This is a genomic window from Pseudomonas sp. ANT_J12 (assembly GCF_008370045.1).
In the GTDB taxonomy this organism is placed as follows: domain Bacteria; phylum Pseudomonadota; class Gammaproteobacteria; order Pseudomonadales; family Pseudomonadaceae; genus Aquipseudomonas.
In genome coordinates, this window is the sequence record NZ_VOBN01000029.1 from 1 (window position 1) to 21,147 (window position 21,147).

The 21,147-nt window shown below is 48.1% G+C and carries 20 protein-coding genes and 2 pseudogenes; 15 read left to right on the plus strand and 7 right to left on the minus strand.

From position 1 onward, the window contains the following. Nucleotides 1–155 precede the first annotated feature (155 nt). The 5 genes from FQ192_RS30975 (at nucleotide 156) to FQ192_RS30990 (ending at nucleotide 4,670) form a co-directional block, all read left to right on the plus strand. Complete coding sequence (locus FQ192_RS30975) at nucleotides 156–1,601, plus strand: DUF2971 domain-containing protein (protein ID WP_178129294.1); 1,446 nt, start codon at nucleotides 156–158, stop codon at nucleotides 1,599–1,601. A gap of 93 nt (nucleotides 1,602–1,694) precedes the next feature. Then, nucleotides 1,695–2,582, plus strand: coding sequence for a hypothetical protein (locus FQ192_RS34715; protein WP_256672414.1), 888 nt, complete (start codon nucleotides 1,695–1,697; stop codon nucleotides 2,580–2,582). A gap of 114 nt (nucleotides 2,583–2,696) precedes the next feature. Then, on the plus strand, nucleotides 2,697–2,939 hold the full coding sequence (locus FQ192_RS35235; protein ID WP_256672415.1) for a PAAR domain-containing protein: 243 nt from the start codon (nucleotides 2,697–2,699) through the stop codon (nucleotides 2,937–2,939). Nucleotides 2,940–2,959: 20 nt separating this feature from the next. Next, on the plus strand, nucleotides 2,960–3,892 hold the full coding sequence (locus FQ192_RS35240; protein ID WP_372242376.1) for an S-type pyocin domain-containing protein: 933 nt from the start codon (nucleotides 2,960–2,962) through the stop codon (nucleotides 3,890–3,892). A 325-nt stretch (nucleotides 3,893–4,217) separates the two neighbouring features. Beyond that, nucleotides 4,218–4,670, plus strand: a complete 453-nt coding sequence (locus tag FQ192_RS30990) for a DUF6392 family protein (protein ID WP_109522529.1) — start codon at nucleotides 4,218–4,220, stop codon at nucleotides 4,668–4,670. 697 nt (nucleotides 4,671–5,367) lie between these two features. Here the strand turns inward: FQ192_RS30990 and FQ192_RS30995 are convergent. Together FQ192_RS30995 and FQ192_RS31000 are read right to left on the minus strand one after the other, a co-directional pair. Beyond that, nucleotides 5,368–5,730 carry a hypothetical protein gene (locus FQ192_RS30995; RefSeq protein ID WP_109522530.1) on the minus strand — a complete coding sequence of 121 codons (363 nt, stop codon included), beginning with the start codon at nucleotides 5,728–5,730 and terminating at the stop codon, nucleotides 5,368–5,370. A gap of 228 nt (nucleotides 5,731–5,958) precedes the next feature. Next, nucleotides 5,959–6,645, minus strand: coding sequence for a hypothetical protein (locus FQ192_RS31000; protein ID WP_109522531.1), 687 nt, complete (start codon nucleotides 6,643–6,645; stop codon nucleotides 5,959–5,961). Between the two features lie 112 nt (nucleotides 6,646–6,757). On the opposite strand from FQ192_RS31000, the gene FQ192_RS31005 reads away from it, so the two are divergent. Continuing rightward, entirely contained in the window at nucleotides 6,758–7,219 is a 462-nt protein-coding gene (locus FQ192_RS31005) for a hypothetical protein (RefSeq protein ID WP_109522533.1), read from the plus strand. Nucleotides 7,220–7,674: 455 nt separating this feature from the next. Here FQ192_RS31005 and FQ192_RS31010 read toward each other — a convergent pair whose 3' ends face one another. Beyond that, the gene (locus tag FQ192_RS31010; RefSeq protein WP_109522492.1) at nucleotides 7,675–8,136 is read right to left on the minus strand and encodes a helix-turn-helix domain-containing protein; all 462 of its coding nucleotides are present in this window, start codon (nucleotides 8,134–8,136) and stop codon (nucleotides 7,675–7,677) included. Nucleotides 8,137–8,306: 170 nt separating this feature from the next. On the opposite strand from FQ192_RS31010, the pseudogene FQ192_RS35245 reads away from it, so the two are divergent. Next, nucleotides 8,307–8,623, plus strand: a pseudogene (locus tag FQ192_RS35245) (hypothetical protein). 14 nt (nucleotides 8,624–8,637) lie between these two features. Here the strand turns inward: FQ192_RS35245 and FQ192_RS34130 are convergent. Beyond that, nucleotides 8,638–8,934, minus strand: coding sequence for a hypothetical protein (locus FQ192_RS34130; protein ID WP_178129296.1), 297 nt, complete (start codon nucleotides 8,932–8,934; stop codon nucleotides 8,638–8,640). Nucleotides 8,935–9,023: 89 nt separating this feature from the next. Here FQ192_RS34130 and FQ192_RS31020 point away from each other — a divergent pair, with 89 nt between their 5' ends. After that, complete coding sequence (locus tag FQ192_RS31020; RefSeq protein WP_256672416.1) at nucleotides 9,024–9,584, plus strand: hypothetical protein; 561 nt, start codon at nucleotides 9,024–9,026, stop codon at nucleotides 9,582–9,584. A gap of 624 nt (nucleotides 9,585–10,208) precedes the next feature. On the opposite strand, the gene FQ192_RS31030 is transcribed toward FQ192_RS31020, so the two are convergent. Further along, nucleotides 10,209–10,583 carry a hypothetical protein gene (locus FQ192_RS31030; protein ID WP_146199022.1) on the minus strand — a complete coding sequence of 125 codons (375 nt, stop codon included), beginning with the start codon at nucleotides 10,581–10,583 and terminating at the stop codon, nucleotides 10,209–10,211. Between the two features lie 626 nt (nucleotides 10,584–11,209). Between FQ192_RS31030 and FQ192_RS31035 the strand changes: the two genes are divergently transcribed. The 7 genes and pseudogenes from FQ192_RS31035 (at nucleotide 11,210) to FQ192_RS31065 (ending at nucleotide 18,558) form a co-directional block, all read left to right on the plus strand. Next, nucleotides 11,210–12,361, plus strand: coding sequence for an ABC-three component system protein (locus FQ192_RS31035; RefSeq protein WP_109522495.1), 1,152 nt, complete (start codon nucleotides 11,210–11,212; stop codon nucleotides 12,359–12,361). 99 nt (nucleotides 12,362–12,460) lie between these two features. Beyond that, the gene (locus FQ192_RS31040; protein ID WP_109522496.1) at nucleotides 12,461–12,985 is read left to right on the plus strand and encodes a three component ABC system middle component; all 525 of its coding nucleotides are present in this window, start codon (nucleotides 12,461–12,463) and stop codon (nucleotides 12,983–12,985) included. Next, complete coding sequence (locus FQ192_RS31045) at nucleotides 12,985–14,961, plus strand: DUF3732 domain-containing protein (protein WP_109522497.1); 1,977 nt, start codon at nucleotides 12,985–12,987, stop codon at nucleotides 14,959–14,961. The genes FQ192_RS31040 and FQ192_RS31045 overlap by 1 nt, the downstream gene beginning before the upstream one ends. Before the next feature lie 6 nt (nucleotides 14,962–14,967). Next, nucleotides 14,968–15,299: pseudogene (locus FQ192_RS31050) on the plus strand (DUF4113 domain-containing protein); the annotation flags it as partial. A gap of 272 nt (nucleotides 15,300–15,571) precedes the next feature. Then, entirely contained in the window at nucleotides 15,572–15,889 is a 318-nt protein-coding gene (locus FQ192_RS31055; RefSeq protein WP_146199023.1) for a hypothetical protein, read from the plus strand. Between the two features lie 80 nt (nucleotides 15,890–15,969). Continuing rightward, nucleotides 15,970–18,021, plus strand: a complete 2,052-nt coding sequence (locus FQ192_RS31060; protein WP_109522498.1) for a hypothetical protein — start codon at nucleotides 15,970–15,972, stop codon at nucleotides 18,019–18,021. A gap of 171 nt (nucleotides 18,022–18,192) precedes the next feature. Next, nucleotides 18,193–18,558, plus strand: a complete 366-nt coding sequence (locus tag FQ192_RS31065; protein WP_109522499.1) for a histone-like nucleoid-structuring protein, MvaT/MvaU family — start codon at nucleotides 18,193–18,195, stop codon at nucleotides 18,556–18,558. Nucleotides 18,559–18,866: 308 nt separating this feature from the next. Here FQ192_RS31065 and FQ192_RS31070 read toward each other — a convergent pair whose 3' ends face one another. Next, the gene (locus FQ192_RS31070; protein WP_109522500.1) at nucleotides 18,867–19,991 is read right to left on the minus strand and encodes a type VI immunity family protein; all 1,125 of its coding nucleotides are present in this window, start codon (nucleotides 19,989–19,991) and stop codon (nucleotides 18,867–18,869) included. 31 nt (nucleotides 19,992–20,022) lie between these two features. Further along, nucleotides 20,023–21,147 carry a DUF3396 domain-containing protein gene (locus tag FQ192_RS31075; RefSeq protein ID WP_109522541.1) on the minus strand — a complete coding sequence of 375 codons (1,125 nt, stop codon included), beginning with the start codon at nucleotides 21,145–21,147 and terminating at the stop codon, nucleotides 20,023–20,025.

Here is a 21,147-nt window from a genome sequence, read left to right on the forward strand (position 1 = left end):
GATGTTGTGGGTCAGTTCCAGTGCCCGAGCGAGACGCATAAAAAAATCCGATGCCAATACAGGCATCGGATTTTGATTTCTTGCGGCCAAAGGTCAAGTAAAAGGGCTTAACTGATCGGCATTACCCTGCGGGGCCCTTTTTTATGAGAGCGCACATGGAAAAGTACGTATACAGATTCCGGTCTATCGATAGGCTTCTGGGGGAGGAGGCCAAGGGAGATTGCCCGGCAAAACCTGGCGAGTTGGAAAAGCTTCACATCTATTTTTCGCCACCTAGCCAACTCAATGATCCGCTCGAAGGGTATCGCGAGATCTACTGGTCGGGTGACAAGATTGTTTGGCTGAACCTGTTCAGGCACTACCTGCTGACCTTGGCCATAAGGAGCTGGCAAGTCGATGGCGAGGTCTATGGTGAGGATGTTCCTCCTGACCTAGTTGTCCATGTCAGCCCAGAGACATTGGAGGGTGAACACAGAGTCGCCTTCGACGCCATGGACAAGCTCCTTTGTTCGGACGGAATGATTGACGGGTTTGTTAGTGCCCTAGCAAAAAGGCGCCGTAAATGCTTCAAACCCGAGCTACTTAGCTACCTTCAATGGCTCCACTGGTACATTCTCAGCATCGTATTCGAAGTAAATCATCAGCATAATCTGTCTTCGATGTCATATCCCGAGAGGCCGTTTGATCCTGGAGAATGGCAAAGAATCAGTACAGGCATAATCAAGGGTATTGGGAAGAGGCTCACTAAAAGCCAGAAGACGGAAGCTCATGCCAGTATTGCCGTTTCTGCCGCTGCATATCGGATCAATTCGTCCCTCATTGGTGACCCTAAGTACGTAGAATACAACCAGTTGATCACTACATTTCCTCCGCGTTATTGCGAGAGCATCGAACGCCTGATGTACCCTGATTGGTATGTTGCCTGCTTTATGGAAGATGCAAGTAACTCTTCTATTTGGGGAACCTACGGCGAAAATCACACTGGAATTTGCCTAAAATACAAAGTTTCTGGAGCTGCAGACAATATCAATCTAGAGCTCTACGGGTCGGCGGGCTTAGGTAACAAAGGAATCTCTCAAACGTATCAGGGGATGACTTTTCAGAAGGTTCACTACAATCGAGAACATGTTGAGATCAATTTCTTCACGTCCTTGGGCAATATAAGTCAAGAGAAAACCGAGTTTTGGTATCAAGGTGTAGAGGGTGAGTACAGTAGCGCTGGACAGTGGTTCCTCTCAGACGGACATAAATACAGAGATAGGCACTGGAAAAGATTCGACCTAGCACTCACAACGAAGCTTGCCCAATGGCGTGCAGAGCAAGAATATCGGATCATTCTCAAATCCCATATCGATCTCTCCGCTCCGAAAGATAGGCTACTAAAGTACAAGTTCAAAAACTTGGATGGGCTTATTTTTGGAATCAAAACGCCTTTGAAGGATAAGTTGAGAGCCATAGACATCATCAAGGATCATTGCCGAAACGCTGAGCGGAAAAGCTTCAACTTCTACCAGGCGTACTACGATCCTGAGACAAAAACCATTGGCCACGGCTTACTGGATGTCTCGATGTATTGGGCAGGATTCGGTCAGACCGCCTGAAGGGCAGCGGTAATTGGGCGAGAGCCAGGCTGGCAAAGTGATGCCAGTTTGAGTACAAAGGGCCCTGCGGGGCTCTTTTGTTTTGGAGGTTTCATGGATGTGAATCGCGAAGTCGAGCAGTTCTCTGCCCTGGATGCGCTCGTAGGTCGGCCCATCCTGATTGATTCGGCGGAGCGCTGCTCGGAACTGATTCATAGTGGTCAGCGTGCTGGCCTGACGCTGAAGGAGTTGGTGATAGGCCTCTCAGTCGCACACTCACTTGGTAGCCCCACGCCAGATTATGGTGACCTCAATAGATTGATCGTTTACCAGAAGCTTTGCAGGCTCGCAGCTGGTTACAGGAAAAACCCCTCGGATGACTCCTGGATGCCCAAGGCAGCGCTTGAAAGTAAGTCACCGGGCGGGGATTCTCGCGAGTTCTACCGGTCTGGTATGGAGCGTTTCGCACCACTGATAGACGAGATGTACAACGATCTCCACGAGAAGGTAGATCGCGAGTTTCCTGGCTATTTGAAGCCAAAAGGAGAGACGTTTTCCCATCCGGGTATCCAGTTCATGTTGAGATGTTCCGTGATTTCAATTGTGCAAAGATTCCGAGCAGCTGTTGAGCACGTGATCAGCGTTCATGGGGCTCCGATGCACATTGAGGGCTTCCCAAGCGGGTGCTGCGGAATCATTTCAGAGCTGATGGGCGACCACCTAAACTCCCTGGGGATTGGTGAGTTTTACTACGTATCTTCGATGCTGGACGGTGCCTCCCATGCGTGGCTGGAGGTCGATGGTCTGGTGGTGGACATTATTGCCGATCAATTCCCAGGCCGTCCAAGGATCTACGTGGATAAACCTGATGCCTGGTATCTATCCTGGCAGGAACAGTCGAGGCATCCTGCCATCCATTACGCGTCGGCTTTTTTCTACAGCGAAGAGCGCCAATTTATGGATAGGGTTGTCCCAGCCATGGCTAAGATGAACGGCTGTTGATCTCGATGGTGATGGAAAACAATCTGAACAAGTTTCACTTTAGGACTTTTCCTACATCTTCAGCTTGGCGCGCTTGGTAACATCGGAGTTTTGCTCGACCATCAAAGGAATGCCATGGCTTTTGTTATCAGGGAAGGAGACCCTACGACTACTGGCGGCAAGGTAGTCAAAGGCTCAACAAATACGACTGTCGAGTATCAAAAGGCAGCACCCATCAGTGACCCAGTGTGGTGTCCCAAATGCAGTTCGATGGGATTTATCGCGGAGGGTAACCCCACAGTCATCGACGAGTTCGTAGCTATTGCTACACATGGCCATGCTGTCCAGTGCGGTGCCCCTTCGGTAGCAACCGGCTGATCTCCACCCAGACCAGCACCATGGCCGCAGAAGATATAAGCGTTGCAATTGCTCCTGATTTTGCTGCCAAAGCCCAGGCCGCGACCCACATCTGGGCTCAAGCCATCAGCGATGGATCGTATAAAAGCGAATTCACGGCGGGCATCCCAACCAACAATCTAAGCGGTTACAAGCCCCCGAAACTATGCGCTTTCGCGAAGTCCTGCACAGTCCCTGCTGGTTCGATAGAAGCAGGGAAGGGTAAAGAACCAGCAGAAAATTTCGGTAAGGTCGCGGTTCTTGGGGCTATTGGGGCCCCCGCAAGTGTTGAGGCTGGTTCCGGTGGCATAACGTACCTTGGTCGAATCGCTGGTCAGCTTGGCACTAAAGGACTTGGCAGTTGGGCCCTTCGCAGTGCTGTGACAGCTGGTTCGATCGCTACCGGATTACTTCTCGCGTTCTTGCCTAGAGACATAGCTGACGGCAGTCTCTATACCGAAGAGCAACTGATAGGTATGAGTGAGGCGGCGACGAGGGTTCGCTTCCAATTCCGAAGGGACGGAAAAGGAGAGACTCAGGTCTACGGAATACATACGGCCCAGTCATCTGGGATGGCAAGTGTTCCTGTTGTGAATGCTCAGTGGAGCGGGGAAAAGCAGCACATCGAAGCGCATGTGGGCGGCGTAACTATCATCTGGACTCCAAATGATGGCCCTGTAATCACTGCCCCATCGCCGTATCCTGGTGTTTCAGACGAGCTTTCAAAAGTATTGGTACACCCAATAGCCGAGGACACTGATACCCAGATCGAGATTTATCCCGCCGAAAATGACATAACCTGGCAGGACTGCATCCTGGTATTCCCGCCAAAGTCAGGTATTCCACCGCTTTACATTGTTTTTGCGAAGCCGGCAGTAAAGCCATTAGAAGTTGGGGTGTACAAGGATCTGCCGAAGTGTGAAGGATACGCTTGATATTGATCACATCACCTCTCAAGCAGCCCTAAGAACATATATCGTTGATAACTTCGACAACGTGACGCCAGAGGATTAGATATCTGCTGTCTCAGGCGCCAAGTATCGCGATTCCGCAATCGGTTCACAGAAAATATAGCGAAACCTATGCAGGACGAAATGTAAAGGTCAAGCAAAGGCTCGACGCATCAAATCTAAAGGCAGCAGTTGATAGTAACTTTGACGCTATTAAGCGTGGATTGCTCGAAGAGAATTACGCAGAAAGTGATATTGAAATGTCTCGCGAAGAATTGCATAATCTGCACAAAGAGCAGGGGTGGTACGAATGACTACTAAAATAGAAGACTGTGCAAAGGGTATAGGCAAGAGCCATTCGATTTTAGTGGTAGAAAGTGTTATTCCGAATAAGAGTCTTCAATTTCAATTTAAGGGCGATGATGAACCATACATGTCCATTGAAGACGGTTTGAGCCTAGGCTTTTCTGAAGGGAAGATACTTCAACATGTCTATGTGACACTTCTCAAAACTGTTGAGGGCACCAAGGAGTATAAAGGCCCTTTGCCTGAGCCTCTGATCAAGCATATCAACCAGAGCTGGGTGAGAGAAAGATTCGGCACTCCGGTAGACTCAAGAGGCCCTGTAACGCTTCCAGTGCTTGGCAAGAAGGGCGGTTGGGATGCTTACAGTTTAGATCCCGAGGTGTATGGATCTGTTCGGATGATCTTTCAGTACACTGAGTCGTTGTCTGTCAACGTAATTCACTTCAAGCAGCAATAAGTAATTATGGGGTAGGGCTCAGAAGTTCTACTTCAGAGCCTTTGTTGTCAAATCAACAGATGCTCAGTCCCTGTGCACCAAGTCCTTTTGTCTTTCTCTGTTGGCCATGACTTTTTTCTGAGTTCTTCTAGGTCAATGCTTACGCCACTGCGATCAGTGACCTTATAGGTCTTGATTTTTTGATGGCTTAGATGAACTTCTCTTCTTCAAGTTTAGCATGTCTCGGGAGTTTGGATATGCCACTAAGGATTGGCCTGAGCAAGGGCTTCATAATTTAGTCTCAATATTTGCTGGCCGCAAACTTAGCAATAATTCCTGATCAGTCTCGGAATGATGGCTCATCTGATTTTCGACGACTAAAGAATTCATTCTATTCGGCTTGAGATACCTGGCGAACAGTCCGATAGTTAGTGGATATCTTACAGGTCTGAATATTTACGACATGGCCATTACTGGTGGCTCTGTAAAGCTTGTCATTGTAATAGTAGTTCGGCTTGTAGATTTCGCGGAATTGTGCGCCAGTTTGTTTACTCATGTTTTTCTCTTCGTATGAATGGCAGATCTGCTGTTCTGGAATCACAGGTGCGTATACCAGTCGCATACTCTTAAAATAATTTCAAGCATCTTGCTCAATGGCAGGGGTTCTTTGCTGTCAAACCTTCAGGCAAAGAAAAGCCCCGCAGTGCCTGGCTGTTTTCTATTGATCAACCTCGATAGAGGCTCGTATTTCGCGGTAGTCAACATCGTAGAAGTTATAATGAAGTATTGTGTGGAGATTCCATTGATCAATGGTGTCACCATGTTCATCAATCACGTTGAAATTAGTCAGCACAATTGGATTGTCCAAACCTTCAGTGCCTGAGTTAAAGCTGGATTTGTCACCCAGCAGGTATGAGTAGGTCTCGTCATATGTAATCTCTAGGCCAGCGAACTTAGACGATACGCGGCCCCAGCCATAAACCATGTCATCTGTCTCAGCGAGTATTTCTGTACTGTTTTCGTGGCACCACCCCTTGTTTGCGATCAAGGTTTGAAACTCTGGGACAGACAATATTTTCATGCTGCATTCCTTTCAACGACTGGCATATCTGTATTGTTGCAATGATCTTACATGTCCTCAACAATTTTTTTGTGTATGTCTGAAGATGATCGGTAGGACATCTCAAAACTGCCCTGCTAGCCCAGAAAATCCAACTGGGTATGTAACTCGTATACCCATAAAATAAATTCAGTAATTCGTGAAAACTGGCTCGTTTGAATGCAAAGGTGCCCAGCAGAACCATTAAGATTATTTGAAGTGATCGGCAGCGGCCTTTGAAAGTGCTTGGGCATCCTGTAGCGCACGGTGGCCTTTTCTGACTGGCAACCTATCGTAAATCTCACCAGCTGCATCCCGGCCAACAAAAGACTCAATTGGCTGAACGGCAAAGGTCGGCTCAATACCGGCTGCCTCAAACAAGACATCCAACCAGAAGCAGTCAACCGGATTGTCCGAGCACAGCGTTTTGTCGTCAAACAGGCGATTCATCTCTTGCGCGACTGCTAAGGATGGTTGGCCCTGATTGATCAACTGCTCACGGCTCAGGTAATGCATGTCTTGAGCATCGTAGCTCCAGTGATCCCAGTAGCTCGCAGGTTTGATGAGAGTTTGATACTCACCGCCAGGGAAGACGACAGCGACTTCTAAAGCGTAGCTATCAGGGGCGATTCCAGGAGCCTCAAAGTCGACGAAATGCGTTGCTTTCTGGGCTTCATGAAGCAATGCAAGCCGCTCTTTGGCAACATCGACTTTGAAACAGACAAAGCCGGAGGAATCGTGCCTAACGACAATGCGTTCTTTCTTGAAACTCAGCCAGAGACCCTTGTGATTCTCGTCGAGCTCCATCTCCTGCACGGAGTCGCCGAGAAGCTCAACAACGGCTGCATATCCAGCGCGCTCGATGGCTATCCGGAGAAAGCTCTCGACGTCTTGCATCCTTACCTCCAGATCCCGTGCTAGCGCTATGCCAATGGCCATCTTGGCGAGGGGGTAGGCGTGGAGTCAAACGACGTCGCGAGGCCCTGGTGTGCGGTGATACGTTGCCTTGATAGATAAGCCACAGTTCGACCACGACCTTTCGCGTATTACCTGTGAGCACTACATTACAGGCAAAGCAGCGATCAACTTTGCTTCACCAGGCGGTACTACAGGCGGGTGGCATTCGATTGCCTACTTTGATCGCGACTCCGGGGTGCTGAAGCTGTCGGTTGCAGGTATCCATTATCCGGACACCATGGTTTTTTTTGGTGATGCTGGGATCTTTGATGCCACCCCATCCCTGGTTAAGAGAGGCTGGCCAGTGGAAGGCCTGACGATTTATATGGCTGATCACTTCAGAGCCGCCGCAGATATGGTTGTTAGGTGGGCCTTGAGCGATTCGCAGCACTGCAATGTCGAGATCGCAGAGTGGTTCCCAGCAGCGCCTGACAGGCAGCGATTTGTTGACCTATTGGCGTCAGGAACGCCAGGACTTCAGGAACTGGGGAGGCTCGGCAAAGTGGGAGCCTGACTGCGCGACCAGGCTAGCCGAGGTCAGGCGGGGCTTAGTGGTGCTGACCGAAAGTGATACTCCCCGTCGGCATCGCAAATGAAATAGCGAGGTGGATCAGAGGTGTTCCTTTTGAACCTAGTTGTCTTCGATATTGAAAGTTTTTCTGCATTCGTCGACGTTGACTGTCTGAGCAGATCGTCCCCGGTGAAGTCATGAGCACAGGTGTCAAATGTGACACCAGGTTCGTGCCCCTCCAATGCAGCAATCAGATGCTCACGAAAGGATATGTCGATGCTTCCATTGAGCCTTAACAAACGCATCAAGCTTTCGGATGGTTTTTGGACATCATCCCAGCCGCCTGTTCTCGGCTACTCTGATCATCGCTAGGTTGCAGGTTAGCGTGCTTGAATCGCCGCTAGCGGGATTCCTTACTGTCATTCTGCCCGTATTACTCCCCATCCCGTCAGCCTGCGTTACACACCAGGCTCATTGCTCCACAGACGCCATACCGTGGCTTTTGAGTAGCCGAGCTCAAGTACGACTTGGCTTTGACTGTATCCCTTGCTTTTCAGCGCTTGGATCGCTAGCCACTTCTCTCTTGCAGCAGCCACCCGAGGTGGTTCGAGCTGTCGAGGCTGCTCTGGCAGGATCTCATCAGCGAGCTTCAATGCCTCAAGCTCAGCAAGAGCTGATAGCAGTACATCCCTGGGCGCCCGCTGTTCATTTGCCGCGATTACCAACGTGAAGAACGTTATGGCTTTGACATTCAGGGCCGAGGCCAGCTCATTCGTAACGTCTACAGTAGCCGTGGTCTTGAGCGTTTCGAGCTGACTCACATGAGATTGTGCGACCTTGCCAGCAATTTCTTGCTGGGAGAGGCCTTGCCGGTTGCGCAGCAGCTGGAGAACTGCCGCATAAGGCCTACGCAGCGACATTTCGAGTATCCCCACAAAAGGAGACGGTATGCCGCGTTTGCGTAGACTCACTCAAATCTATATATTGATTTAAGTGAGTGATTAGTTCGCTGTGCCCACTCCGCGTAGCGACTTATCGCTATAGGTTGTGCTCTGTCGATACAACGAATATTCGCAGGATGAGGTAGCGGATGAATGAGGGGACTGTTGATGGCGGGATCTGGAGTGAAGCTCCCACATCCGTCCCTGGAAAATTGTCTTTCCGCGAAGCCGTTGTCCGCCTAGTAGTTGAGCGCTTCCCGAACAAAGCGTATTGCCTGGTAGAGAATTGGATAGTCTTTAGAGCAGCACTGACCCAAGACGAGCTTGCGAAAGTCAATCCTGCCGGCCACCTCCTGCTTTTCGTTTTGCCCACAAAGTAGTGAAGGACAGTAGGGGAAGATTTCAGCCCGGCGACTGGGTGCGGTCGAGCATGTGCATCTCTTTCCAGGACGGACTGATGTTTTAGACAAAAAATACAATTTACGTGCTCATGGGGGATGGCCATGAAACGACGGCAAGCTTAAAAACAATTTTCTCTTTTTTATCGGAAAGCATCGCTATGCCAATGGCTTCCAAGGCAACGACGTTTGATTTGCGAGTAAAAAGGGTGGTGCTAGATATTTTCGACAAGGAGCTCAAGATGCGTTGTTGCGCCGTGTAATAGGGGTGAGGCAGAAGTGGTTTGTGTGATTCCATGAAGTAACGTGGATAAGATAGCACCACGAATCTTTGATTTCCGTAACTACAAGATTTGATATTGGCGAGGCTTGTAATCATGCAAGCTTCATGGCACCTCTTCGTCTGGATTTTATGATCTTCGCCTTAGGTCATGTTTCAGATGCTTCTAATGAAATAAAGGAGTTTTTGTGATCAAATTTGATTGTGTAAAAGTAAGCGGCAAAGTCGACTACGTAAAGGTAAACTCGGATCATGGAGATAGCTACAAGGCAGTCATCAGCATTGATGGCCAGGTTCTTCCGAATCTAACGCTGTCCAAGAAAATGTATGAGGAGATGAATGCCAAGGAGGTCGTAACTCTTTACGGTTTATTCAAAAACTCTGCAAACAAGGAAAAGAATTCCGGCATTGTTTATGGCATGCAGAAAGAAAACGGCGCAAAGACGTTCGCGAGCCACATTAGACTGACTGTCCCGCTTTTGATGGTTTTTTACGCAGTCCTCGCCTTTTGCATTGTTTTTCCTGTCGGCTGGATGGTTTCTATTGTACCCATGATGAATTTTATTGGGGGGCAGCATCCGATGATAATGGAGTACACAAGTGTCGTCGCCCTGGTAGAGGCAGCCCTGGCTGCGCTGTTTTTTCTGTGGGCTGGCTGGAATATGTTGAAAAAGACATCCAATCCAGAGTCTTGGAAAACCGTCGGTGCAGCGGAACTCTCAAGTCGCTTTAGCAAGCTCCATAAGTAAGTATGGAGCGGTAAACTCTTCCTGAATAACCTTTGTACTGCCTCCATGCCTAGGCATTGCTTCGACGATGGTTTGAATCCGAGACACGATATGTTCAGAACTCACACTGATGAAATAGCGGGACTTCCTGGTATGTTCGGAGAAGGACTCGCTCACTGGCACGCTGTGTCTCGGAGACTAGCTTCGCACTGGTATCACGTCAGCATTAAGCAGCGTTACGAGGATCGATTTATCTCCCAGGTGGCCGCGTTCCTATCACGGCGTACCTCCGTGACGTGTTCATTTCCTCATATTCGGCCATCGGCATTGTGTTCGGTCATGAGAGAGTGGATCAGTTTGGACGCTTCGAAGATGGCCATCTGATGAGTACATCGCATATCCGATTCGCTCAAAAAGAAGGCCGTTTCTGGGTGCTTACGACCATGCGCTCGCGTTACGTAGTTGCATCGTTCAAGAAAGACGTTGGGAGGGCTACTCTCAAGACATTCCTACGAGCTGCGCCGGGCCGCTACATCTTCACACCGCCTGTACTTCAGTAGATGGCGGTGCGTCTGATGGGAGAATTGATACCGTGACTTGTTGACGTTGAGATGTAAGTCGTGACGAGGACTTGATCTGGAAGATTTACGAATAAACCGGGACAGGATCGATTCGAAGGACTTTAAACTTAGCGTGCGGAGATTGCACGACGTCATCACTGGTTGGGAAGTTGCGATATCGCTCAAAGGCCACTTCGAGCTCGCGAATGTTTCTACAGTGCTTATAGAGCGGATTATCTGAAGTGTTAACAGTTTCCATCTGCAGCACACCCAGGTTTTGCCGGTCGTTCAAGGACTCAGCATTAACTGTGGTATCAATAATCACAAACCAAATTTCGTATTTCATGCGCTTCTTTGCTCTCAAATAATTTGATTGGATCAGCACGTCAATTTGCCAATTGTTAACAGATGAAATGAGAAAATCAAGGCGCAGAATTGAAGAAAATTTACTGAAGCGCATTCATGGATATTTTTGTATATGCGCCGTACTGTACGTATGGTCAGCTAAATTTACATAACTCCGTATAACTTGGGGGTTGCGTGGGAGGCGAGTTGACAGAAAGTCAACTTCGAGCAGAAAGAATAGTTAAAAAATTTATAAGCCCAAGCGAGGAGTGCTGGTCAATTCTTCGGCTTTTTATGAAAAGTGTCCTGCACGTATTGAGATTCATATTTGATTTAGCCTGTACCCAAGCTTCCAGTTTCGGCAAAAAACTCTGCCCAAATCAGATCTGCTCTCCATCCCCCCTATCGAAAATCCATCGTCGGAGGTCGACCGTAAGACGTTGTTAGTGGCTACTGTATAAATATACAGTTTTATGGTTTTAGACATCGATCATGAGCGCTACCATTTTCGGCTCCCCCTTGGCAGTACCGGGAGTACCGACCAAATTGCCGCAGACCCGAAGCCTTCAGTAGCATCGTTATTCCCTAGACACATCTATTGCGCTACGATGATGGCAATTTGCAACTGATCGTCAGTGATATCCAAACTTGCCAAGCCGCTTCTGTACAAAGGAGTATTGAGCTTGATAAGTCATCGAACACGGACATGTGGCATATGGATCGCGAGGAGTAGAGGCAGGGATGCAGAACAAACCAGTAAAATCCAGTGCACCGGGTTCATACCTGGGCTACTCCTTACAGTCCACTAGAATGTGTCTGCACCTTTGCCAGGCGCCCAGAGGCTCCGTCGTCGCCCTTGAAGTGCTAGACGACGTAGACGTAGCACACCCGGATGGCTTTGCAGTGGTGGAACAGTCCAAAAGCGGACTTGTCAGCAATCCCATTGCGAATTTTGCCAAAGACTTGTGGAAAACCTTTTCAAACTGGATCGATGCTATCGAATCCGGGGCAATCGATCTGACAAAAACTCGGTTTCGTCTATATGTTCTCCAAAAGAAGGAGGGCGAGTACGCACATGATCTAAGTTACGCTCACACCGAGGCGAAGGTTAGAGAAGCGGTAGAGGAAATACGTAAGGCGTACCTCAAAGAGAAACCTGAGGGTTGTAAGGAATATATTGAAAAATTCCTCGCATATGACCCCGACAAGCTCGTTAAGCTCGTCATCGCCTTTGAGCTTGAAACTGGCAATGATAAATTGATCGATGGTATCAAAGATTGCTTATCGATATCCGTCCCGGATGTACTTCTGGATGACGCATGTCATGCTGCTATCGGATGGGTGAAAAACACCTCCGATGAACTCATCAAGTCTAAGCAATATCCAGCCATACCTCGATCCCAATTCAGTGACTGGATGTCAAACTTTAATAATAGATTTTCGTTCAATTATCTCCTTAAATACACCTTGCCAGCTCCTTCAAATGATGAGATGGAAGATAGTCGATCCGAAGTCCTAACGATGATGAAGCAGCTAGAGTTGATCGAAGTAGAGGAGGAGAAATTTTCCGAGGCTATGTCTGACTATCTCCAGGCCAAAACCAATAAAATACGCTGGGCAGAGCAAGGGTTGGTTTACGGTAATGAGTTTGAAGATTTTAAGAAACGCCTTTTGACTAAGTGGTCGCTACTGAATAAAGAAATTCGCATGCAGTTTTTATCTAGTCCTGAGCTTGATAGAGGGCAGCTTTTGCACCTCAAATGTATGGCGGTAGACGCCAAGCTTAACGATGTGGATTCACCAGAGTTTTTTATTAGGGGTACTTATCAAGATTGTTCTAACTCAAAAGACGTTGGTTGGCATCCTCGTTATCGGGAGCTTCTTGATGATTAAGTGCTGGTGTATGGGGAATGCCCCGGCTGGTTGAATAATCAATTTCGGTTCTTCGATAAAATTTGTCAAAAAACGCTAATAGATTAAAGGTAAGTAAGCATGGACGCACCTAATCCTTCCAACCCCGAAAGGCAAACATCTCAAACCATTGATGAAGTCTACTTGGTGCAGAATCCCGCGTTGGGTGCGATTTTGATGTGGAAGTTTGTCGAGGGATATAAGCGTGCTAGTGGCGGAAAACTGCCCTTAATGCCTCTTTTGTTTCTCGTGTTGCCCGTGATTTTCAATGAATCCCTGCGCTCGGTGTTGGACAAGACCTTTCTCACTTCCGGGATGCGATTGTTTGTAGCCAAGTTCTCCCAACGTCAGGAAACTTTGCTGGCTATCCAACGGCGGATGCTCATGTTGCGAAGCACATCACTATCCAGCCTGTCCATCGCGATCGAGGGTGGTCTCCTCGCTCTTGATCATTCAAATGCGCTGGTCGATTTCAGCTCAAAACCCTTTCCCCGAGGAACCCGGGAAGGAATCAGGTCGCTCGCCAAGCAGGCTGACAAACTAGGTGCTTGGTGCAGTTCGCTCACCATTCAGGAAGTCCAGACTGCACTACGGATTGGTTTCTAATGAAATTACAAATGCTCAGATTGATTTTGTGGCCCAAGAACGGCCGAAAATACCGGGATGTTGAATTCACTCCGGGGGCAGTCAACGTCATCAGTGGTTCTTCCAAAGCAGGTAAGTCGGCGGTAATTCCAATCATTGACTACTGCCTGGCTTCAGAAAAGTGCGCTATCCCAGTAGGTACGATTCGCAATACTTGTGCGTGGTTCGGGCTTTTGGTGGATACCGATGAAGGCTTGAAGCTTTTTGCTCGCGCGGAGCCTGGGAACCAAAAATCTACCGATGACATGTTTGTGCTGGAAGGGGAACAAATCGAGATTCCTGCCAGAATCGAGCAAAAAAATTCAAATCGTGCGGGTGTAAAGGACATTTTGAATAGGCTTTCGGGTCTGCCCAACATCGGCTTTGAAGAAGGCGTGCGCTATGGATTCAAGACACGCCCAAGCTTTCGGGATCTCATGGCTTTCACGTTCCAGCCTCAGAACATCGTGGCCAACCCGGACGTCCTGTTCTACAAAGCTGATACAGCGGGACATAGAGAAAAGCTCAAGGACATTTTTCCCTTCATCCTCGGCGCGGTGACCTCCCAAACCCTGATCGCTACTTGGGAAATGAAAGAACTCGAGCGTCAGCAGAAGCAGCTGCAGTCAGAGATAAAGACACTTTTCGATGCCTCTGCTCGACTGCGCTCCGAGGCACGTAGCTGGTTTTACCAGGCGCGCGAGTACGGGTTGGTACCCGTGGATGCATCGCTGTCTGATGACTGGGGCGTGGCGTTGACACAGCTCCATCAAATCCTGGAGAAAAGCTCGCGAGATTCTGTGCCTAAATTCGAGGCAATCCAGACCTCAATCAACACCATCGGCGAATTGAAGAAGCGCGAGCAGGTTATCGCGACCAATCTGTTCGCCGGGCGGCAGAAGCTCAATGAGCTGTCTCGAGTACAGCGTGAGGCCGATGCATATTTAGGTTCGCTGGACACCCTGACAGAGAGGCTGTCGTTATCGACCTGGTTGAAGGGGCTTGTGAGTGATGACATCTCTTCGAAGGCTAATCTGCTCGGGTCTCATTCACTCACGGCGTCAGCTGAGCTGAGTGCGCTATGCGAGGCGCTTCATGGTATCGAGACTCTTGCCCAGCAAACCCCAGTTGTCTCGGCATCTGTGGAGAGTGAGCTGGTTAGGTTACGTAATGCAGTGCGTACCGATGCTGAAGAACTCGATGCAATCAGGTCGGAAATCAAAGCAATCGAGGCTCTAGATACTCAAGCTAAAGGCCAGGCCCTCCGGCAGTCTGACGTTGACCGATACCTCGGTCGGCTTCAGGAGGCCGTTAAGAACTACCAAGCTGCGCAGGTAGACGACGGCTTGACTGGAAAGCTTAAAGAAGTTGAGGACAAAATTGCTGCCCTTGCGCCGATGGTTTCGATAGATCAGGTACGAGAGAAAACCCGCAAGATCTTGAACTCACTCAGTGACTACTGCGCCAAGATCACCCCCGATCTTGATGCCGAATGGAAAGACGCCCGTATTGGTCTGTCGATCACCGACCTTGCCATCAAGGTTCGTCATGATGGCCGAGATGATTTCCTCTGGGAGGTGGGCAGTGGTGCCAACTGGCTCGCTTACCACGTCGCCATGCTATTGGCGTTGCAGAAGCTCTTCATGAGCAAGAAGAATGTGGAGCATCCAGTACCCCATTTCCTGATCTTCGATCAGCCGAGCCAGGTGTATTTCCCGGTGAAACGTGCGGCGAAAAATGAAGAGGAGCATGAGCTCGATGACGAAGATCGCGATGCGGTCAGGAAAGTCTTTGTTGCCCTCGCAGCTGCGGTAAATTCATCTGAAGGGCGTCTGCAAATCATCGTACTTGACCATGCGGACTCTGGGGTGTGGGGCGAAATTCCTGGGGTTATTCTCACCGAGGAATGGCGGGACAAAAAGCTTGTTCCTTTGTGGTTTGAAGAAGCCGCAGTGTAAGGGGCTTATCCCACCGAGGATGTTCGGTTGATGACAAAACTGCGGTGGACGCTGTGGATCGGGTCTACCGGCCAGGATTCAAGTACAGCAAAGCTGAGGTTCTCTTGGTCAGCCTCTGTCAGAAGGGCGAATACATTGACGACCTTTTTTCTATCTCTCAACCAGGATCCACCGAGAAAGTCATGGGTGTGCTGGATGCTATAAATGGGAAGTGGGGCAGGGGGACGATGCGCTTGGCTAGTGTGCCGACCGATCCGGACTGGGGGATGCGCCGGGAGATGATGAGTCAGAGCTTCACAACGCGCGTTGATCAGCTTTGGACGGTTTATTGCAAGTGAGGTGCGATTCGTCAGCGACGAAGTGGCGTATCCGGTCAAGTGAGTGAAAAAACAAAATTATTGAAATTATGGCTCAGTAATAGTTGCTGCTGAACCATGTTTTTTGGCTATCTTGGATGGTATCTAGGAGTTGCCTCAGCCTGTAATGATAGAGTCTCGGAGTGAGCTAAAAGCCGTGAAGGCAGATTGCTATTGCGGAGATCAAGATAACGCGGTACATTTCCATCGTTTATTGATGGAAAAGTGAGCTCAGCATCTAAGGGAGTAAATATATGACAGCTATAAGTCAAAGCTTCCTTAGTGGTTTTTCAAATTTATATTTAGTAACCAACTTTAACTCTCACCATTTAAGTACGCACTCCTTTGTCAGGCATAGATATTTTGATGACCTGATCACAGGTAAAAAACTTGCTGATGTGGTTGGGGGTGTTCTTGTGCGCGCCAAATTTGTTTCTTTCAGAATCTTGCATATTCAAAAACTGTTTATTTCATATATTGAATCTGCCTCAATAAAAATCAGAATCCAATGCCCAAGCAAAACGTTGCCACGACATATAGTAGGTCAACAAGAAGAGATCATGTTCAAATGATCACAAACCCATTAAGCGAAGATATAATTTCGTTAGTTCACCATGTGTCATTAAATGAAACGGGATGGTGGAGCAAGTCGATGACGCAAATCATCGAAGTATTTCTCTGGAAATATGATCTCCCGATTACTTCGTCCGACCTGCACGCCTTGATTTGTCAGGAGTTAGGCGTTGATGCGCCAGCCATAAATACTACAAAGTTGCTGAGTGCATTAAGTGCGAGTAGAGATGTCATTTATGACAAGCGTAAATTAACGTATATTCTTTGTGATGAACGACGTCGCGCGCTTTCAGAACTCAGTAAGCATGCAGAAGGAGAACATAGGCAAGCGCAAGAGCTGTTTATTACAGCGGCAGGTCTCCATTGTGGTCAACCTATTGACGAGAATGTTTGGCTAGGTTTCTATGCGGAGTTAAAAGAGGCAATTCATAAGGTTGGCGCTAATACATATAATCTTCTTGTGAATGGAGAGTTTGAGAGAGAGGGTGATTGGCTAACTAACTTTATTCTCGGTCAGCCTCGTGAACTTAGAGATGGTCTAAGAATAGCTATTGCAAAATTCTTTAGCTCTAAGGAAGGATTTGTTAAGTCAATCATATTGCGTCTATTGTCGGCGCATTTTTTTGCAGAAGCCACTCAGTTGAAGCCGGAGACGCTGGCCGTATTAGAGGCTAAGAGGAAAAGTAAAGATATAAAGCTGGTGCTGGACACCAACTTCGTGTTTGCCATTTTGGGGCTTGACGACTCTGCGAACGATGCTGCGGCGTCGCTCGTGGAATTGATCAGAAAAGTTAAAAGTGTAGATATAAGGCTTTATGTACTGCCTACTACACTGGAAGAAATTAAAGCCGCATTATCGATTCAGATGAATCGGTTGGAGAGTCGAGTTTATTCTCAAGGTCTATCGAGAGCGGCTCTGGATACAAATATTTCAGGTATTGCAAGGAAGTTTTTTGAGAAAAGCAATCAAGCCGGAGGACTGTCGCCTACAGTTTATTTCAATGCTTATATTGAAGGATTGCGTTTTGTACTCAAAGATAAAGGGATTGATATACTGGAATGGCCGTTAGATTTTTACTACAGAGATCAGCGTTTTATAGACGACCTAAACGATCTTCTAGAGACAGAAGGGGAGAGAGAAGGTGGCAAATCTTATGAGATGTTAAATCATGATTTGGTTCTTTGGTATGCTATTAAGGATCATCGTTCTTCAGGCGCCGAAAGCTTATTGGAGGAAAGTTTCTGGGGTGTAACTTTGGATTCAAGATTGCTTAGCTTTGATCTGAAAAAGAGAAAGTCAGTCAGAAACTCTCTGCCAGTTGTGCTATACCCCACAAATCTTATTCAGCTTTTGCAGTTTTGGGTTCCTCGTAGCGAATTTTTGGATAATAGTGTTCTTGATAGTTTAAAAATGCCACTGTTTGTCCACGGCTTCGATAAGGAAGATGAAGCTGTGACTATTAGCATCGTTAATGCACTCACGACTTACGATAATATAGATGGGCTTGGGCATGAGGCTTTAACCTCGATTTTGGCTGATCAGGCCTTAAGGGTAAGTATTATAAGTAGCGATAAGCGCATAGAAATAACCGAGAAGATCGAATTAGAAGTTATAAATGAAGCAGCTAAAATAAGAATGAACTCAGAAGCGCTTGTTAATAGCCTTGAGATTTCTAATAATCAATCCTTTCAGTTGGCTGAACAAATGCTGGGCCTGAAAGCGACGCTAACAGAAAAGTCAGTGGAGGTTGATGCGACATTAGTTCGGGCGCGCGCGGCTGAAGCATTGCTAGAAGTAAAGGACGCTAAAGATGAGAAAAATTCCTTTCTGATGTTTTTTGTATGGCTCCCCCTGCTGTTGATAGGAATTGTATCCGCTTTGCTGGTTTACAACCTGTGGGGACAATCATTCTCGTCACCTGCTGTCATAATTTCTCTTGGGTTCGTTGCTTTAGCTATATTTCTTCAAGTGCAATTGTCTGCTTGGAAGATGGCGCGGTCAGAACGTTTGAAAAGATGGTGGCTGGCAGATCTCATGCAACATACCTACACAAAGTTTTGTGTGCCGCTAATTCCAGGTGCGCTATGGCTGTTCGACTACGCTAAAGGGTTTCTGCCAAAATCTGAGTGATCGAGATAATTTAAATGCAAGGACGCTAACGTGCCTCCGACGCCAATTGCCATGAATACGGTGGAGAACAAATGAAAATAGCTGAAGAAATAACCGGATGTTTTCAGCGATTATCTAGTCAGTAGGTAATTTTTTTCATACACTAAATTCTAGATTATCCGAGGTTTCAGCATGTCCAAACTCGCAGAATTCCGCCAGCTCGAAAAACACTTGGCCGAGCAGCTCCAAGCTCTTGAAGCCTTGAAGGGCGATGCAGGCCTGAAGAAAGAAATTGAATTTGAAACCAAGCTACGTGCTCTGCTCGCCGAGTACGGCTACAGTCTGCTGAACGTGATCAACCTGCTTGACCCTAAAGCTGGCAGTCGCGTACCAGCTACCGAGGCAAAATCCGGTACGAGAAAGCCACGCGAAGTGAAAGTCTATAAAAACCCGCACACCGGCGAAGTCGTCGAAACCAAAGGTGGCAATCACAAGACTCTGAAAGAGTGGAAAGCTGAACACGGCTCAGACACTGTCGAGACCTGGCTGACCAGATGATTTTGATTTGAGTACAAAAGGGCGTTTACGCGCCCTTTTTGCTAACGCTTATCTAGATCGGTTTTGAGCGTGAGCCTGGGTGTTGCCTCTGAATTCTTACATATGGAGTACAAGTCATCCCGAGGGTTAGACATCGGTTCTGCGTGCATACAGCCATGGAGCTTGGGCAAACGCGTCGCCCCGATCAACCTCTTGCTGCTTTGACTCGGATGCATTTCAACGTACTAAGCCGTTAAAAATTCGCTAGCGGGTATGGCGACGCGTTGCCAGCCTTCGGAAGTGACCTCTGACCGGCAACGGCCATTGTGTTACTTCTCACCCGACCAATACCAAAGCGTATCGCCCCAGCTTGAGCCGCTGAAACTCGGCAGGATTTCTCCCTGATTGAAATAACGTCGGGAGTCGGATTGAGCTGGACTGAACCAGTAACCTGCCACGCTGCATGGCTGACCGGCTTCAAGGCGTGCGGGAGTTTTTGATTGACTATCTTCTTGGTCGAAGCGAGCGTACCAGCGGGCGGTGCTGTCTTCTTCGAAGCAGTTTCCGTAAGGAGAGTAGGTGTGCAGTTGATCTGGATTTGGTATACGTAACGGTTTGACGATTCGATTGACCGCCACATAGGCAGCGGGAGGCTGTTCGTTTTCTGCGCCCAACTGGGGGAGGTCACCCGCACGGATGATCAGTCCGTTCTCGTAACTTAATACTTCTACATCGCCACGTCCACCAAAAGCATGACGTAGTCGGTCTTCGCCCCCGAGCCGCTCCACAAACTGCTTTCCAAGAACGGTGTACCAGTTCACGCCCTTAATGTGATCGAGCAGTTCTCGCTTAAAGTTGTGCACCATAGAGTCCACTTCAAGTCCGGAGAACTGCTGAGCAAGCTGAAATTCCATAGGCATGTAGCTATCGAAGTCATAGGGTAGAACGCTGGAAAGGCCGCCATAACCATGTTCAGCCCTAACCTGGTTAGAGAGGTAAATCAGCCAGTTCTGATATCGAGCAGCGCCATCAGCTTCCTGCAAAAAAACCCAAGGCAAAGTGAGCTTCAGATAAGAGCGTTTCTGGTCGCCATGGACTTCGAAAGAATTCAATGCCGAAAGGCTGTACTCAGCGGCTTCATTTGCGGTCGGAGCACTGCTAATGTGCCATTCATATTGTTCGTTCGAATCAGTTCCAAGAATCTTCAGAGTCGTTTTTTTGAAACTATCGTCGGTCAGTTTTTTATAGCGACCATCAAATTGCCCCTTTAGATATTGACCAAATTCTTCCTTGAAGCGGTCGAAGCACTCCATGACTTTTTTCTTGTATTCAAGCAAATAACCTTCTTTGAAATACACCGTAGCGATCAGCCCCAGCCTGACGACAGGTGTGTTATCCGGTAGCCAAAATTCCAAGTTTTGCGCGCTGGCGATTAGTTTTTTCAGTGCGCTCATTGAGACCTCTCTACCGCCCATCTCAGGTTTTTTACTCTTCGCCCGACCAATACCAGAGTGTAGCGCCCCAGTCTGAGCCACTGAAATTTGGCATAATTTCGCCTTGTCGGAAATGGCGGCGTGAGTTCGTTTGCGCAGGAGTGAACCAGTACCCCTCCTTGGTGCAAGTTTGGCCAGACTCAATGCGAGAGGGTGCAACAACATTTGAATCGTCTTGATCGAAGCGCGCATACCATCGAGTGGTACTTTTCTCCTCGAAGCCATCCCCATATGGCGAGTAGGGATGCAGTTGATCGGGTTGCTGAATTCGTATCTGTTTGATTACTTTGTTCACTGCTACATAAGCTGCAGGAGGGCCATCTTCCATTTTTCCGAGTTCTGGGTACTCACCAGCTTTAATAATAAGACCGTTGCTATAAGTCAGGATTTCAATATCTCCGCGACCACTGAACGCATGGCGAAGCGCGGCTTCGCCGCCTAGACGACTCACAAAATCAGTTCCTAAAATGGTGAACCAATTGACCCCTTTTATGGCGTCCAGCAACTCGATTGACGAGGCGTGGGGCATGGAGTCGACTTCCAGTCCAGAGTATTGCTGAGCCAATTGATACTCGGTAGGAATATAGCTGTGGTAGTCATATGGCAGGATGCTCGAAAGACCTCCATATCCGTGCTCCGCTTTGATTTGATCACATAAATATTCAGCCCACTCCCGGAATTTTGACCGACCGTCGGGCTCCGTTAGGATGCTCCAAGGCATCACAAGTTTGATGTAGGAACGGAGTTTGTCGCCGTGTACTTCAAAGGAGTTCATCGCGCAAAGAGAATATTCATCCGCTTCGGTCTCGTTAGAAGCACTACCTAGAAACAAGCTGAATTCGTCATTTCCTCCACTCATTAAAATGGCTTGTTGGGCTTTTTCGAAGTTGTCAGTGGTCAGCTTTTTATGACGCCCGTAGACCAAACACTTTAGTTTTGTCTGATGCTCGCCGTAAAAACGGCGAAAACATTCCAGGAGCTTTTCTTTGGTTTCGCTTGTGTAACCTTGTTTGAAATACAAGGTAAGGATCAGACCTAGTCTGACCACAGGTTTTCCGTCCGGCAACTCGAAGGTAAGGTCGGGAGCTTGTTGTTCCAGCTTTTCCAATATGTTCAT

Coding starts and splice junctions, on each gene's coding strand:
- FQ192_RS30975 (WP_178129294.1), top strand. CDS start 156: ATGGAAAAGTACGTATACAGATTCCGGTCTATCGATAGGCTTCTGGGG.
- FQ192_RS34715 (WP_256672414.1), top strand. CDS start 1,695: ATGGATGTGAATCGCGAAGTCGAGCAGTTCTCTGCCCTGGATGCGCTC.
- FQ192_RS35235 (WP_256672415.1), top strand. CDS start 2,697: ATGGCTTTTGTTATCAGGGAAGGAGACCCTACGACTACTGGCGGCAAG.
- FQ192_RS35240 (WP_372242376.1), top strand. CDS start 2,960: ATGGCCGCAGAAGATATAAGCGTTGCAATTGCTCCTGATTTTGCTGCC.
- FQ192_RS30990 (WP_109522529.1), top strand. CDS start 4,218: ATGACTACTAAAATAGAAGACTGTGCAAAGGGTATAGGCAAGAGCCAT.
- FQ192_RS30995 (WP_109522530.1), bottom strand. CDS start 5,730: ATGAAAATATTGTCTGTCCCAGAGTTTCAAACCTTGATCGCAAACAAG.
- FQ192_RS31000 (WP_109522531.1), bottom strand. CDS start 6,645: ATGCAAGACGTCGAGAGCTTTCTCCGGATAGCCATCGAGCGCGCTGGA.
- FQ192_RS31010 (WP_109522492.1), bottom strand. CDS start 8,136: ATGTCGCTGCGTAGGCCTTATGCGGCAGTTCTCCAGCTGCTGCGCAAC.
- FQ192_RS34130 (WP_178129296.1), bottom strand. CDS start 8,934: ATGATTACAAGCCTCGCCAATATCAAATCTTGTAGTTACGGAAATCAA.
- FQ192_RS31030 (WP_146199022.1), bottom strand. CDS start 10,583: ATGCGCTTCAGTAAATTTTCTTCAATTCTGCGCCTTGATTTTCTCATT.
- FQ192_RS31035 (WP_109522495.1), top strand. CDS start 11,210: ATGCAGAACAAACCAGTAAAATCCAGTGCACCGGGTTCATACCTGGGC.
- FQ192_RS31040 (WP_109522496.1), top strand. CDS start 12,461: ATGGACGCACCTAATCCTTCCAACCCCGAAAGGCAAACATCTCAAACC.
- FQ192_RS31045 (WP_109522497.1), top strand. CDS start 12,985: ATGAAATTACAAATGCTCAGATTGATTTTGTGGCCCAAGAACGGCCGA.
- FQ192_RS31055 (WP_146199023.1), top strand. CDS start 15,572: ATGACAGCTATAAGTCAAAGCTTCCTTAGTGGTTTTTCAAATTTATAT.
- FQ192_RS31060 (WP_109522498.1), top strand. CDS start 15,970: ATGACGCAAATCATCGAAGTATTTCTCTGGAAATATGATCTCCCGATT.
- FQ192_RS31065 (WP_109522499.1), top strand. CDS start 18,193: ATGTCCAAACTCGCAGAATTCCGCCAGCTCGAAAAACACTTGGCCGAG.
- FQ192_RS31070 (WP_109522500.1), bottom strand. CDS start 19,991: ATGAGCGCACTGAAAAAACTAATCGCCAGCGCGCAAAACTTGGAATTT.
- FQ192_RS31075 (WP_109522541.1), bottom strand. CDS start 21,147: ATGAACATATTGGAAAAGCTGGAACAACAAGCTCCCGACCTTACCTTC.